We start from the raw sequence: 13,348 nt of genomic DNA, 5'->3' as shown, positions 1-13,348 counted from the left end.
CACCCCCGCCCCCCCCCCCCCCCCCCACCCGCCCCCCCCCCCCCCCCCCCCCCCCCCCCCCCCCCCCCCCGCTCCCACAAGGTTCGGTGTACACCCCGCCCAAGTTCACAGGGCTGAACCTATGATGATTCCCTCCCCCTGGCGCGCCGATTTTCCGGCCATCGCCGCCCTGCAACGGCAAGACCAGACCTATCTGGACAACGCCGCCACCACGCAAAAACCCCAGGCCCTGCTCGACGCGCTAGCGCACTACTACGCCAACGGCGCAGCCAATGTGCATCGTGCGCAGCATCTGCCCGGCGCCCACGCGACGCAGGCGTTCGAAGACAGTCGGCTGAAAGTTGCCCAGTGGCTGAATGCCGGTGACAGCGGGCAGATCATCTTCACCCACGGCGCCACCAGCGCGCTGAATCTCCTGGCCTATGGCCTTGAGCATCTTTTCCATCCGGGCGATGAAATTGTCATCAGCGCCCTGGAGCATCACGCCAACCTGCTGCCGTGGCAGCAACTGGCACAGCGTCGCGAGCTGAAACTGGTGATCCTGCCGCTGGACGCCGACGGCGTGATCGACCTCGGCGCCGCTGTGCGTCTGATCAACCCGCGTACCCGTTTGCTGGCGGTCAGTCAGCTGTCCAACGTGCTCGGCGCCTGGCAACCGCTGCCGGCGCTGCTGGCGATGGCCAAGGCGCACAACGCGCTGACCGTAGTCGATGGCGCCCAAGGTGTGGTGCATGGTCGCCACGATGTGCAGGCACTGGGTTGCGACTTCTACGTGTTTTCCAGCCACAAACTGTACGGCCCCGATGGTCTCGGTGTGTTGTTCGGGCGCAACAAGGCGCTTGAGCAACTGCAGCCGTGGCAGTTCGGCGGCGAAATGGTGCTGGAAGCCAATTATCACGATTCACGCTTCCGCCCTGCCCCGTTGGGTTTCGAGGCCGGTACGCCGCCGATTGCCAGCGTGATCGGCCTCGGCGCCACTCTCGATTATCTGGCAGGGCTGGATCAGGACGCGGTGTCGGCCCACGAAGCGGCGCTGCACGCCTATCTGCTGCAAGGCCTGGCCGCGCGCAACGGCATTCGTCTGCTCGGCAAGCCGCAATTGGCGCTGGCGAGTTTTGTCGTCGAGGGTGTGCACAACGCCGATCTAGCGCATCTGCTGACCGAGCAAGGCATCGCCGTGCGCGCCGGGCATCACTGCGCCATGCCGTTGCTGAAAAGCTTTGAGCTGGCCGGTGCTATTCGTGTGTCGCTGGCGCTGTACAACGACTCCGAGGATCTGGAGCATTTCTTCGAAGCGCTGGATCAGGCCCTGGAGTTGCTGCGATGAGCCTGCCGCTCGCCGCCGCCGAAGCGTTGCAGACCTTTCAGAATGCTGCCGGTTGGGAACAACGCGCACGGTTGCTGATGCAGTTTGGCGATCGTCTGCCGCCGCTGAATGACGCGGACAAATGCGAAGCCAACCGCGTACATGGCTGTGAGAGTCAGATGTGGCTGGTGGGTGAGTTGCAGGACGGCCACTGGCAGTTCAGCGCTGCCAGCGATGCGCGGATGATTCGCGGGTTGGTGGCGTTGCTGCTGTTGCGGGTCAACGGTTTGAGCGCTACCGAGTTGCAGCAGGTGGATTTGCCCGACTGGTTCAATCAACTGGGGCTGTCGCGGCAATTGTCGCCGTCGCGCAGTAATGGCTTGAATGCCGTGCTCAAGCGCATGAATGAGCTGGCAGGCTGATCGCCTTCGCGAGCAAGCCCGCTCCCACAGGGGATTTGTGAACGCCACAGATCCAACGTGGGAGCGGGCTTGCTCGCGAAGAGGCCATTACTGACAACCTCAGACCTGAGGTTTGATGCGATCCGCCGGCCGCCGCACACCCGCCACAATCTTGTCCACAGCCTTGGTCGCCGCGACCATGCCGAACGTCGCCGTGACCATCATCACCGCTCCAAACCCGCCGGCGCAGTCGAGCTTCACGCCATCGCCGACAAAACTCTTCTGCAAGCAGATGCTGCCGTCCGGTTTCGGATAGCGCAGCTGTTCAGTGGAGAACACGCACGGCACGCTGTAATGGCGGGTCACGGTGCGCGAGAAACCGTAGTCGCGGCGCAGGGTCGAGCGCACTTTCGAAGCCAGCGGGTCGTTGAAGGTACGGTTGAGGTCGCAGACCTGAATCAGCGTCGGATCGATCTGCCCACCCGCACCGCCCGTGGTGATGATCTGAATCTTGCGGCGTTTGCACCAGGCGATCAGTGCAGCCTTGGCGTTGACCGCGTCGATGCAGTCGATCACGCAGTCGATGTTCGGCGTGATGTACTCGGCCATGGTGTCGCGCGTCACGAAGTCCGCCACCGCATGCACCTTACAATCCGGATTGATCCCGCGCAGGCGCTCGGCCATCACCTCGACCTTGGGTTTGCCGACGGTGCTGTCCAGCGCATGCAACTGGCGGTTGGCGTTGCTGACGCAGATGTCGTCGAGGTCGAACAGCGAAATCTCGCCCACGCCACAGCGGGCCATGGCTTCCGCCGCCCAGGAACCGACGCCACCGACGCCGACAATCGCCACATGGGCCGCACGCAGGCGCTCAAGGCCCTCGATGCCATACAAACGGGCGATGCCTGCAAACCGCGGATCTTCTGTACTCATGACCATTACCCCAAAAACCGGCGCGCATTATAGGGCCGTCGGCGGCCAAGAGCATCTTTGACGCTATGAACGGTGAACGCCGCCGTTTTGCGCAAGCCTTGTGGCGAGGGAGCTTGCTCCCGCCGGGTCGCGAAGCGGCCCTTGAAAAGCGGACTGCTTCGCAGTCCGGCGGGAGCAAGCTCCCTCGCCACGGGAATTGCTATAACTGAATAACAAAGTTTTCTCTTACAAGCTGTTACTAAAGAACTTAAATCAGGTTGGACTGCCCAATGTCGGGCATTTTCCTGCCCGGTGTACGAGCAGTGAACTGCCGGTGTAGGATTCGCGCCCTTTTGGCGTAAGCCGATCCGTTCCTTCGTTCCACAGCCTTTGGAACCCGAAATAGCTATGTCATCGCGTAAATTTGGTCTCAACCTGGTGGTGGTTCTGGCAATCGCCGCCCTGTTCACCGGTTTCTGGGCGCTGATCAACCGCCCGGTCTCCGCGCCCAACTGGCCGGAACAGATCTCCGGTTTTTCCTATTCGCCATTCCAGCAGGGCCAGTTCCCGCAGAAGGATCAGTATCCGACTGACGACGAAATGCGCCGCGACCTGGAGATCATGAGCAAGCTGACGGACAACATCCGCATCTACTCGGTCGACGGTTCGCTGCAGGACATCCCGAGACTGGCGGAAGAGTTCGGTCTGCGCGTGACCCTCGGGATCTGGATCAGCCCCGATCAGGAACGCAACGAGCGGGAAATCCAGCGCGCCATCGAACTGGCCAACACTTCGCGCAGCGTTGTTCGTGTGGTTGTCGGTAACGAGGCGATTTTCCGCAAGGAAATCACTGCCGAGCAACTGAGCGTGCTGCTGGATCGGGTGCGCGCGGCGGTGAAAGTGCCGGTGACCACCTCCGAGCAGTGGCACGTCTGGGAAGAACACCCGGAGCTGGCCAAGCACGTCGACCTGATCGCTGCGCACGTCCTGCCGTACTGGGAATTCATCCCGGTCGACAAGGCCGGGCAGTTCGTCTTCGACCGTGCCCGTGACCTGAAAAAGCTATTCCCGAAAAAACCCCTGCTGCTGTCCGAAGTCGGCTGGCCGAGCAACGGTCGCATGCGCGGTGGCGCCGACGCGTCGCCGGCGGATCAGGCGATCTACCTGCGCACACTGGTCAACAAGCTCAACCGCCAAGGCTTCAACTACTTCGTGATCGAAGCGTTCGACCAGCCGTGGAAGGCCAGTGACGAAGGTTCGGTGGGCGCCTACTGGGGCGTGTTCAACGCCGCCCGCCAGCAGAAATTCAACTTCGAAGGCCCGGTCGTCGCCATCCCGCAATGGCGCGTGCTGGCCATCGGTTCGGTGGTGCTGGCGCTGCTGTCGCTGACCCTGCTGATGATCGACGGCTCGGCGCTGCGCCAGCGTGGCCGCACCTTCCTGACCTTTATCGCGTTCCTTTGCGGTTCGGTGCTGGTGTGGATCGGTTACGACTACAGCCAGCAATACAGCACGTGGTTCAGCCTGACGGTGGGTTTCCTGCTGGCGCTGGGTGCGCTCGGGGTGTTTATCGTGTTGCTGACCGAGGCGCATGAACTGGCCGAGGCGGTCTGGACCCACAAGCGCCGGCGTGAATTCCTGCCGGTGGTGGGCGATTCGGACTACAGACCGAAAGTCTCGATCCACGTACCGTGCTACAACGAGCCGCCGGAGATGGTCAAACAGACCCTCGACGCCCTGGCCGCCCTCGATTACCCGGACTATGAAGTCCTGATCATAGACAACAACACCAAAGACCCAGCCGTGTGGGAACCGGTGCGCGACTACTGCGCCACCCTCGGCCCGCGTTTCAAGTTCTTCCACGTCTCGCCCCTGGCCGGTTTCAAGGGCGGCGCGCTGAACTACCTGATTCCGCATACCGCCAAGGACGCCGAAGTGATCGCGGTGATCGACTCCGACTACTGCGTGCATCCGAACTGGCTCAAGCACATGGTGCCGCACTTCGCCGATCCGAAAATCGCCGTGGTGCAGTCGCCGCAGGACTATCGCGACCAGAACGAAAGCACCTTCAAGAAGCTCTGCTACGCCGAATACAAAGGCTTCTTCCACATCGGCATGGTCACCCGCAACGACCGCGACGCGATCATCCAGCACGGCACCATGACCATGACCCGGCGTTCGGTTCTGGAAGAGCTGGGCTGGGCCGACTGGTGCATCTGTGAAGACGCCGAACTGGGTCTGCGCGTGTTCGAGAAAGGCCTGTCGGCGGCGTATTACCACGACAGTTACGGCAAGGGTCTGATGCCGGACACCTTCATCGACTTCAAGAAGCAGCGTTTCCGCTGGGCTTACGGCGCGATCCAGATCATCAAGCGCCACACCCGCAGCCTGCTGCGCGGCAAGGACACCGAGCTGACCCGTGGCCAGCGCTACCACTTCCTCGCGGGCTGGCTGCCGTGGGTCGCGGACGGCATGAACATCTTCTTCACCGTCGGCGCCCTGCTGTGGTCGGCGGCGATGATCATCGTGCCGCAACGGGTCGATCCACCGCTGCTGATCTTCGCAATCCCGCCACTGGCGCTGTTCGTGTTCAAGGTCGGCAAGATCATCTTCCTCTACCGTCGCGCCGTCGGCGTGAACCTCAAGGATGCGTTCTGCGCCGCACTGGCTGGCCTGGCGTTGTCGCACACCATCGCCAAAGCGGTGCTGTACGGCTTCTTCACCAGCAGCATCCCGTTCTTCCGCACGCCGAAAAACGCCGGCAACCATGGTTTCTGGGTGGCGATTTCCGAAGCGCGCGAAGAGCTGTTCATCATGCTGCTGTTGTGGGGCGCGGCGCTGGGGATCTACCTGGTGCAGGGCATTCCGAGCAACGACATGCGCTTCTGGGTGGCGATGCTGCTGGTGCAGTCGCTGCCGTACCTGGCCGCGCTGATCATGGCGTTCCTCTCCTCGCTGCCAAAACCTGCAACAGCGCCTGAACCGGCGCCTGTCGTCTAATTCCTCTTTGATCCACTAAACGGCGGCCAATGGTCGCCGTTTTGCTTTAAGATAACCGCCATTTTGCAGGGCTTGGCGGGATACACGGTGTAACCGACCGAACCCAATCCCTGTGGGAGCGAGCTTGCTCGCGAAGGCTTTGTAACATTCAACCCTTAAGTTGCCTGATACACCGCTTTCGCGAGCAAGCTCGCTCCCACAGTGGCCCCAGCCCACATTCATGACTCCGGAGTTTTCCATGACGGCCCACGCCGACCTTTCGCCGACCCTCCAACTCGCCATCGACCTGATCCGCCGTCCGTCCGTGACGCCGGTCGACGCCGATTGCCAGAAGCAGATGATGCAGCGCCTGGGCGATGCCGGTTTCACCCTGGAGCCGATGCGCATCGAGGACGTGGACAACTTCTGGGCCACCCACGGCAACGACGACGGCCCGGTGCTGTGCTTCGCCGGCCACACCGACGTGGTACCGACCGGTCCGGTGACTGCCTGGCAGATCGAACCGTTCAACGCCGTGATCGATGAACACGGCATGCTCTGCGGTCGCGGCGCGGCCGACATGAAAGGTAGCCTGGCGTCGATGACCGTCGCCGCCGAGCGCTTTGTCGCCGACTACCCGAACCACAAGGGCAAGGTCGCGTTCCTGATCACCAGCGACGAAGAAGGCCCGGCGCACCACGGCACCAAAGCGGTGGTGGAACGTCTGGTGGCGCGCAAGGAACGTCTGGACTGGTGCATCGTCGGTGAACCGTCGAGCACCACGCTGGTCGGTGACGTGGTGAAAAACGGTCGTCGCGGCTCGCTCGGCGCCAAGCTCACCGTGCGCGGCGTGCAGGGTCACGTGGCCTATCCGCATCTGGCGAAAAACCCGATCCATCTCGCAGCCCCGGCGCTGGCCGAACTGGCCGCCGAGCACTGGGATCATGGCAACGATTTCTTCCCGCCAACCAGTTTCCAGATTTCCAACCTCAACTCCGGCACCGGCGCGACCAACGTGATCCCGGGTGATCTGGTGGCGGTGTTCAACTTCCGCTTCTCCACCGAATCCACTGTCGAAGGCCTGCAGAAACGCGTGGCCGACATCCTCGACAAACACGATCTGGACTGGCACATCGACTGGGCGCTGTCCGGTCTGCCGTTCCTCACCGAGCCGGGCGCACTGCTCGACGCGGTGTCGTCGAGCATCAAGGACATCACCGGCCGCGAGACCAAGGCGTCGACCAGCGGCGGTACCTCCGACGGCCGTTTCATCGCGACCATGGGTACGCAAGTGGTTGAGCTGGGCCCGGTCAACGCGACCATTCACCAGGTCAACGAACGTGTGCTGGCGGCCGATCTCGACGTGCTGACCGAGATCTACTACCAGACCCTGATCAAGTTGCTCGCCTGATGCTCGCGTGCCCGATCTGCAGTGAACCGCTGAACAGCGTCGACAACGGCGTGGTCTGCCCCGCCGGCCACCGCTTCGACCGTGCGCGTCAGGGCTACCTGAACCTGTTGCCGGTGCAGCACAAGAACAGCCGTGATCCTGGCGACAATCAGGCGATGGTCGAGGCGCGCCGCGACTTCCTGAACGCCGGGCATTACGCGCCGGTGGCCAAGCGTCTGGCCGAACTGGCGGCAAGTTATGCGCCAGCGCGCTGGGTCGATATCGGTTGCGGTGAGGGTTACTACACCGCACAGATCGCCGAGGCCCTGCCGGAAGCCGATGGCTACGCACTGGACATCTCGCGCGAGGCGGTGAAACGCGCCTGCAAGCGTAATCCGGCGCTTACCTGGTTGATCGCCAGCATGGCGCGCGTGCCGTTGGCGTCGGGCAGTTGCCAGTTTCTCGCCAGCGTTTTCAGTCCGCTGGACTGGGCCGAAGCCAAGCGTCTGCTCAGCGTCGGCGGCGGCCTGATGAAGGTCGGCCCGACCAGCGGCCACCTGATGGAACTGCGCGAACGTCTGTACGACGAAGTGCGCGAATACACCGACGACAAGCATCTGGCCCTGGTGCCGGAAGGCATGGCGTTGGCACACAGCGAAACCCTGGAATTCAAACTGACGCTGGACAAGCCCGAGGATCGCGCCAACCTGTTGGCGATGACACCCCACGGCTGGCGCGCCAGTGCCGAACGCCGCGCCGCAGTGATCGAACAGGCCGAGCCGTTCGTGACCACCGTGTCGATGCGCTACGATTATTTCGTTCTTCAATAACTTTTGGTCTCGGGCGAGTGCCCGGGGCCGGCTAAATCCGCGAATGGATTTTTCAGACCCGCAGTGAGGACATCCATGCGCCAACCGGATATCGAGATTTACCTGAAAGACGCCGACGTCGACCACAAGGCGATTTCCGCCTGGCTCGGCGAAGCCCTGGGCCCGTGCAGCGACTGGGTACAGAAAGGCCAGACCTACAAATGCAAGGCCGGCAATGTGCCGGTGACCTGGTTGCCGAAAGCCGTGGGCAAGTGGAACAGCCTGTACCTGGAAAGCGATGCGACCCCATGGGACGACGACATCGCCTGCGCCCGCGCAGCCTTTGCCGCGCTGAACGTCGAAGTGCGTTGCGCACCGGGCACGTGGGTCGAGGAAGAAGGCGAAGAGACGGCGGATCGCTGGATTCGCATCAGCGAAGACGGTGAAGAAGAGATCACCTGGAAGACCGCTTAAACGAAGATCCCATGTAGGAGTGAGCCTGCTCGCGATTGCGGTGTATCAGCTACAGATATGCTGAATGACACGACGCATTCGCGAGCAAGCCCGCTCCCACATTTGGTTTTGGGGTGTTTTGGAGCGTTGTATTACAGACCTACCACATCCTCAGCCTGCAACCCCTTCTCCCCCGTCACCACCGCATATTCAACCTGCTGACCTTCAGTCAGCGAGCGATGCCCTTCACCGCGAATCGCGCGGTAGTGCACGAACACGTCCACGCCGTCGTCGCGCTGAATGAAGCCGTAGCCCTTGGCGTCGTTGAACCACTTCACATTGCCGGTTTCACGTGTTGCCATCTGTTCATACTCCTTTTTTATTATTGAACAGGCTTTTCGCAGGAAAGCCTTTGCGGAACGTCAGACTGCGCCCGACGTCCATAAAGGGCCCCGGCGACAGATTGCCGAGTATATGACAGGCACGAAAACTCTCAACAGGAGTTTACTTCGCCGCTTTTTTGCCGATTTTCGATGAATCCGGCACACTGTCCGCCCCCGAGCATCTGCTCGGTTTTATCAACTCACGCAGAAGCCGTATGACCCGTTCCCCGTTCCGCCGTCTTGTGTTTGGCACCTTGCGCCGACTGTTGTATCTCTGGGTTCGCTCGGAGACGATCAACCAGTCGTCGTTCACCCTCAACCTCGACCGCAGTCGTCCGGTGTTCTACGTCCTGCAAAATCCATCGCTCACCGATCTGGCAGTAGTCGACACCGAGTGCACCAAGGCCGGCCTGCCGCGTCCGGTGCTGCCGGTGTCGGTCGGGCCGTTGATCGAACCGGCGGCGTTTTTCTACCTGACGCCGGACCCGGACTGGCTCGGCCGTCAAGACAAGCGCGGCGCACCGCCGACCCTGACCCGCCTGGTCAGCGCCCTGACCCAGAACGCCGCCGAAGACGCGCAGATCATTCCGGTCAGCGTGTTCTGGGGCCAGTCGCCGGACAGCGAAAACAGTCCGTGGAAGCTGCTGTTCGCCGACAGCTGGGCGGTCACCGGGCGTTTGCGCCGGCTGCTGAGCATCATCGTCCTCGGGCGCAAGACGCGCGTGCAGTTCTCCGCGCCGATCCACCTGCGCGAACTGATCGACCACAACAAGGGCCACGAGCGCACCGTGCGCATGGCCCAGCGCATCCTGCGCGTGCATTTCCGCAACCTCAAAGCCGCGGTGATCGGCCCGGACATTTCCCACCGGCGCAATCTGGTCAAGGGCCTGCTCAACCAGCCACTGGTCAAGCAAGCGATCGTTGAAGAGGCCGAGCGCGAGAACATCTCTCTGGAAAAAGCCAAGGCCCAGGCGTTGCGCTACGGCAACGAGATCGCCTCGGACTACACCTACACCGCGATCCGCTTCCTCGAAGTGGTGCTGAGCTGGTTCTGGAACAAGATCTACGACGGGATCAAGGTCAACCACATCGAAGGCGTGCAGAAGGTCGCTCAGGGTCACGAAGTGATCTACGTGCCGTGCCACCGCAGCCACATCGACTACCTGCTGCTCTCGTACCTGCTGTTCCGCAACGGCCTGACCCCGCCGCACATCGCCGCCGGAATCAACCTCAACATGCCGGTGATCGGCAGCCTGCTGCGGCGTGGCGGCGCGTTCTTCATGCGCCGGACGTTCAAGGGCAATCCGCTGTACACCTCGGTGTTCAACGAATACCTGCACACCCTGTTCACCAAAGGCTTCCCGGTCGAATACTTCGTCGAGGGCGGCCGCTCGCGCACCGGGCGCATGCTGCAACCGAAAACCGGGATGCTCGCGATCACCATGCGCAGCTTCCTGCGCTCGTCGCGCATGCCGATCGTCTTCGTGCCGGTGTACATCGGTTACGAGCGCGTGCTTGAAGGTCGTACTTACCTCGGCGAACTGCGCGGCGCGAGCAAGAAGAAAGAGTCGATCTTCGACATCTTCAAAGTCATCGGCGCGCTCAAGCAGCGCTTCGGTCAGGTCGCGGTGAACTTCGGCGAGCCGATCAAACTCGCGGAGTTCCTCGACAGCGAACAGCCGGATTGGCGCCAACAGGAACTCGGCCCTCAGTACAAACCGGCGTGGCTCAACGAAGCCACCAATCGCCTCGGCGAGAAAGTCGCACAGCACCTGAACGAAGCGGCGGCGATCAACCCGGTCAATCTGGTGGCGCTGGCGCTGCTCTCGACCACTCGCTTGGCACTGGACGATCGGGCCATGGCGCGGGTGCTGGATCTGTATCTGGCGCTGCTGCGCAAAGTCCCGTACTCGCCACACACGACCCTGCCGGAAGGCGATGGCCGTGCGCTGATCGAACACGTGAAGGACATGGATCTGCTGTCCGAGCAGAACGATGCGCTGGGCAAGATTCTCTATCTGGACGAGCAGAACGCCGTCCTGATGACCTACTACCGCAACAACGTGCTGCACATCTTCGCCCTGCCGGCGCTGCTGGCGAGCTTCTTCCAGAGCACCTCGCGCATGAGCCGCGAACAGATCCTGCGCTACACCCGCGCGCTGTATCCGTACTTGCAGGCGGAGCTGTTCATTCGCTGGAGCCTGGACGAACTCGACGCCGTGGTCGATCAATGGCTGGAAGCCTTCGTCGAGCAAGGCCTGCTGCGCTTCGAGAAGGACGTGTATATGCGTCCGGCGCCAAGTTCGCGGCACTTTGTGCTGCTGACCCTGCTGTCGAAAAGCATCGCCCAGACCCTGCAGCGCTTCTACATGACCGTGTCCTTGCTGCTCAACAGCGGCCAGCACAGCATCAGCGCCGAAGAGCTGGAAGACCTGTGCACGGTCATGGCCCAGCGCCTGTCGATCCTCCACGGTTTGAACGCCCCGGAGTTCTTCGACAAGAGCCTGTTCCGCCACTTCATCCAGACCCTGCTCGACCTCGACGTGCTGCGCCGCGACGAAGCCGGCAAGCTGAGCTACCACGAACTGCTCGGCGAACTGGCCGAAGGCGCGGCCAAACGCGTATTGCCGGCGGAGATTCGTTTGTCGATTCGTCAGGTAGCCCTGCATCGCAGTGAAGATGCCGCCGAAACAGCGGATGCGCCGCAAGTCTGAAACTTGCCGACAACTAACGGGGACGCCCTGCAATGGCCCCGTTAGTTGATTCATGAATTAATAGGCGCCATCAACCAATCACGATACGGATATCGAGATGAGCCTGTTAAATCAACAACCCCCCAGCGTCACTTTGAACTTCAGTCTGCCAGCGGACTTTGTTGCCCCACAGGGCGGCATCAGCGAAACGCGGGTCAGCGTCAAACGCGTCAACTCTGCAGCGCCCGTCACGATCAAGGACTGGCGCCATGCTTCGCTCTATGACGCCGGATGGAAGTTTGACTTTCCCCACCCTTACAGCGATGTGGGCGTGAAGTATCAGGTCAATGTCCAGATGCTTCACAACCGCCAACCGTTGCTGATCGAGCTGGACTACTTCGTCACCGTCAACAAGGCGCCGCATCGCCAGACCTTGCACTTGAGCCCGATCGGGCAACTTTATGTCGAAGTACAGGAACCCACGACGGTCCCGGCTGAAGAAGCCGTGACCATCAGATTGCATGAACTCGAGCAGCCGCAAGTTGAACTGGTACGCGTCAACCATGACGAACAGACCGCCACTTCGTTTTATCTGAAATACGATCCGGACAGTGTCATCCCTGGCAAACGTTATGTGCTGAGCGCCGTTGAAAACCGCTACCACCAAGCGGTTCCGGTTTCACCGGGATCGATTGAACTGTCCCCTGTCACACGCGAACAACAGGCGTGGTCATTTCAGGCCCTGATGCATTGGCTGGAAAAACCCTTACGTTTGTTCACTGACGCTGACGCCAAAATCCGCTAGATTTCCTTCGGCGCCGGGATTCTTCCGGCGCAAACGTCTCAGAGGTCCCCAATGAAAAAACTCACCCTCCTCGCCGCAGCTACCCTGTTGAGCGCCTGCCAGTCGACCACCCCCGCCGGCAAGGTCGGCCTCGATGGCGAAGTGTTCTACCTGCAACGCATCGCCCTGCCACCGAGCGCGACCCTGAGCGTGAGTCTGCAGGACGTATCGCTGGCCGACGCCCCGGCGGTGGTCCTCGACGAACAGAAAGGCCCGGTCAAAGGCCAGGTGCCGCTGCCGTTCCACTTGAGTTACGATCCGGCCCAGGTCAAACCCGGCCACCGCTACTCGGTCAGCGCGCGCATCGAAGTCAACGGCGAGCTGATGTTCATCACCACCGAGAACCACGCCGTGCAACTGGACGGCAACGATCCGCAGCCGCTGAAAATCCGCGTCGACGCCATTCGCTAATTGTCTTTCAAGGAAGCTGCCATGCTCCGCCCTACCCTTCGCTTCGCCGGCCTGTGCGCGGGCCTGATGATCTCTGCCAGCGCCCTGGCACTGTCGCTCAGCGACCTCTCGCAACAAGACGCCACCGGCGGCCTCAAGGATGCCCTGACCCAAGGCGCGCAAATCGCCGTCAAACAACTCGGCACTCCGGGCGGCTTCAGCAACAACCCGGAGGTGAAAATCGAACTGCCGGGCAAACTCGGTAAAGTCGCCGGCAAGATGAAAGCCTTCGGCATGGGCGCCCAGGTCGACGAACTCGAAACCGCGATGAACAAAGCCGCGGAAAGCGCCGTGACCCAGGCCCAACCGATCCTCGTCGACGCCGTGAAGAAAATGACCGTGGCCGACGCCAAGGGCATCCTCAGCGGCGGCACCGATTCGGCCACCCAATACCTGGACAAAACCAGCCGCGAACAAATCCGCGCCAAGTTCCTGCCCATCGTCAAACAAGCCACCGACAAAGTCGGCGTAGCACAAAAGTACAACGCCTTCGCCGGCCAGGCCGCGACCCTGGGCGTGGTGGACGCAAAAAGCGCCAACGTCGAAAACTACGTCACCGAACAAGCGCTGAACGGCCTGTTCGAAATGATCGGCAAACAGGAAGAAACCATCCGCAAGAATCCCGCCGCTGCAGCGACGGGTCTGGCGAAGAAAGTGTTCGGCACCTTGTAATTTTTGCCGCGGCACGAAAAAGCCCGCTGAACCTGTGAAGGTCAGCGGGCTTTTTA

At 61.7% G+C, this 13,348-nt stretch carries 12 protein-coding genes; 10 read left to right on the top strand and 2 right to left on the bottom strand.

Going from position 1 to position 13,348, the window contains the following annotated elements:
- The first annotated feature begins 121 nt into the window (after nucleotides 1-121).
- Together NTD85_RS14695 and NTD85_RS14690 are read left to right on the top strand one after the other, a co-directional pair.
- Nucleotides 122-1,327, top strand: a complete 1,206-nt coding sequence (locus NTD85_RS14695) for an aminotransferase class V-fold PLP-dependent enzyme (protein ID WP_262142508.1) — start codon at nucleotides 122-124, stop codon at nucleotides 1,325-1,327.
- Nucleotides 1,324-1,728, top strand: a complete 405-nt coding sequence (locus NTD85_RS14690; RefSeq protein WP_262142507.1) for a SufE family protein — start codon at nucleotides 1,324-1,326, stop codon at nucleotides 1,726-1,728. Before NTD85_RS14695 ends, NTD85_RS14690 begins: the two co-directional genes overlap by 4 nt.
- Nucleotides 1,729-1,827: 99 nt before the next feature.
- On the opposite strand, the gene tcdA is transcribed toward NTD85_RS14690, so the two are convergent.
- A complete protein-coding gene (gene tcdA, locus NTD85_RS14685) occupies nucleotides 1,828-2,646 on the bottom strand; it encodes a tRNA cyclic N6-threonylcarbamoyladenosine(37) synthase TcdA (RefSeq protein WP_262142505.1) in 819 nt (272 codons plus the stop codon).
- Nucleotides 2,647-3,027: 381 nt separating this feature from the next.
- Between tcdA and NTD85_RS14680 the strand changes: the two genes are divergently transcribed.
- The 4 genes from NTD85_RS14680 to NTD85_RS14665 all read left to right on the top strand — a co-directional run bounded on the left by NTD85_RS14680 (nucleotide 3,028) and on the right by NTD85_RS14665 (nucleotide 8,271).
- Nucleotides 3,028-5,619, top strand: coding sequence for a glycosyltransferase (locus tag NTD85_RS14680; protein ID WP_262142503.1), 2,592 nt, complete (start codon nucleotides 3,028-3,030; stop codon nucleotides 5,617-5,619).
- 238 nt (nucleotides 5,620-5,857) lie between these two features.
- Nucleotides 5,858-7,009: a succinyl-diaminopimelate desuccinylase gene (gene dapE / locus NTD85_RS14675; RefSeq protein WP_003222093.1), complete on the top strand. Its 1,152-nt coding sequence runs from the start codon at nucleotides 5,858-5,860 to the stop codon at nucleotides 7,007-7,009.
- A complete protein-coding gene (locus NTD85_RS14670) occupies nucleotides 7,009-7,818 on the top strand; it encodes a putative RNA methyltransferase (RefSeq protein WP_003222091.1) in 810 nt (269 codons plus the stop codon). Before dapE ends, NTD85_RS14670 begins: the two co-directional genes overlap by 1 nt.
- 75 nt (nucleotides 7,819-7,893) lie before the next feature.
- Nucleotides 7,894-8,271 (top strand): hypothetical protein, encoded by a 378-nt coding sequence (locus NTD85_RS14665; RefSeq protein WP_003222089.1) that lies wholly within the window; start codon nucleotides 7,894-7,896, stop codon nucleotides 8,269-8,271.
- A 131-nt stretch (nucleotides 8,272-8,402) separates the two neighbouring features.
- Here the strand turns inward: NTD85_RS14665 and NTD85_RS14660 are convergent, their stop codons facing one another.
- Complete coding sequence (locus NTD85_RS14660; RefSeq protein ID WP_003222087.1) at nucleotides 8,403-8,612, bottom strand: cold-shock protein; 210 nt, start codon at nucleotides 8,610-8,612, stop codon at nucleotides 8,403-8,405.
- Between the two features lie 236 nt (nucleotides 8,613-8,848).
- Between NTD85_RS14660 and plsB the strand changes: the two genes are divergently transcribed.
- The 4 genes from plsB to NTD85_RS14640 all read left to right on the top strand — a co-directional run bounded on the left by plsB (nucleotide 8,849) and on the right by NTD85_RS14640 (nucleotide 13,292).
- On the top strand, nucleotides 8,849-11,347 hold the full coding sequence (gene plsB, locus NTD85_RS14655) for a glycerol-3-phosphate 1-O-acyltransferase PlsB (protein ID WP_003222085.1): 2,499 nt from the start codon (nucleotides 8,849-8,851) through the stop codon (nucleotides 11,345-11,347).
- Between the two features lie 133 nt (nucleotides 11,348-11,480).
- Nucleotides 11,481-12,131 (top strand): hypothetical protein, encoded by a 651-nt coding sequence (locus NTD85_RS14650; protein ID WP_262142502.1) that lies wholly within the window; start codon nucleotides 11,481-11,483, stop codon nucleotides 12,129-12,131.
- Between the two features lie 51 nt (nucleotides 12,132-12,182).
- The gene (locus NTD85_RS14645; protein WP_003222082.1) at nucleotides 12,183-12,581 is read left to right on the top strand and encodes a YbaY family lipoprotein; all 399 of its coding nucleotides are present in this window, start codon (nucleotides 12,183-12,185) and stop codon (nucleotides 12,579-12,581) included.
- A gap of 21 nt (nucleotides 12,582-12,602) precedes the next feature.
- Complete coding sequence (locus NTD85_RS14640) at nucleotides 12,603-13,292, top strand: DUF4197 domain-containing protein (RefSeq protein WP_086792179.1); 690 nt, start codon at nucleotides 12,603-12,605, stop codon at nucleotides 13,290-13,292.
- Nucleotides 13,293-13,348 lie beyond the last annotated feature (56 nt).

Source organism: Pseudomonas sp. 13B_3.2_Bac1 (genome assembly GCF_025466205.1).
Classification (GTDB): domain Bacteria; phylum Pseudomonadota; class Gammaproteobacteria; order Pseudomonadales; family Pseudomonadaceae; genus Aquipseudomonas; species Aquipseudomonas fluorescens_H.
Note: the sequence above shows the minus strand (reverse complement) of the source record. Positions and strands in the feature narration are given on the sequence as shown.

Bases quoted from the DNA above. Each gene is read 5' to 3' on its own strand.
- NTD85_RS14670 (WP_003222091.1), top strand. From the start codon at position 7,009: ATGCTCGCGTGCCCGATCTGCAGTGAACCGCTGAACAGCGTCGACAAC.
- NTD85_RS14680 (WP_262142503.1), top strand. From the start codon at position 3,028: ATGTCATCGCGTAAATTTGGTCTCAACCTGGTGGTGGTTCTGGCAATC.
- NTD85_RS14695 (WP_262142508.1), top strand. From the start codon at position 122: ATGATGATTCCCTCCCCCTGGCGCGCCGATTTTCCGGCCATCGCCGCC.
- NTD85_RS14660 (WP_003222087.1), bottom strand. From the start codon at position 8,612: ATGGCAACACGTGAAACCGGCAATGTGAAGTGGTTCAACGACGCCAAG.
- tcdA (WP_262142505.1), bottom strand. From the start codon at position 2,646: ATGGTCATGAGTACAGAAGATCCGCGGTTTGCAGGCATCGCCCGTTTG.
- NTD85_RS14665 (WP_003222089.1), top strand. From the start codon at position 7,894: ATGCGCCAACCGGATATCGAGATTTACCTGAAAGACGCCGACGTCGAC.
- NTD85_RS14690 (WP_262142507.1), top strand. From the start codon at position 1,324: ATGAGCCTGCCGCTCGCCGCCGCCGAAGCGTTGCAGACCTTTCAGAAT.
- dapE (WP_003222093.1), top strand. From the start codon at position 5,858: ATGACGGCCCACGCCGACCTTTCGCCGACCCTCCAACTCGCCATCGAC.
- NTD85_RS14640 (WP_086792179.1), top strand. From the start codon at position 12,603: ATGCTCCGCCCTACCCTTCGCTTCGCCGGCCTGTGCGCGGGCCTGATG.
- NTD85_RS14645 (WP_003222082.1), top strand. From the start codon at position 12,183: ATGAAAAAACTCACCCTCCTCGCCGCAGCTACCCTGTTGAGCGCCTGC.
- plsB (WP_003222085.1), top strand. From the start codon at position 8,849: ATGACCCGTTCCCCGTTCCGCCGTCTTGTGTTTGGCACCTTGCGCCGA.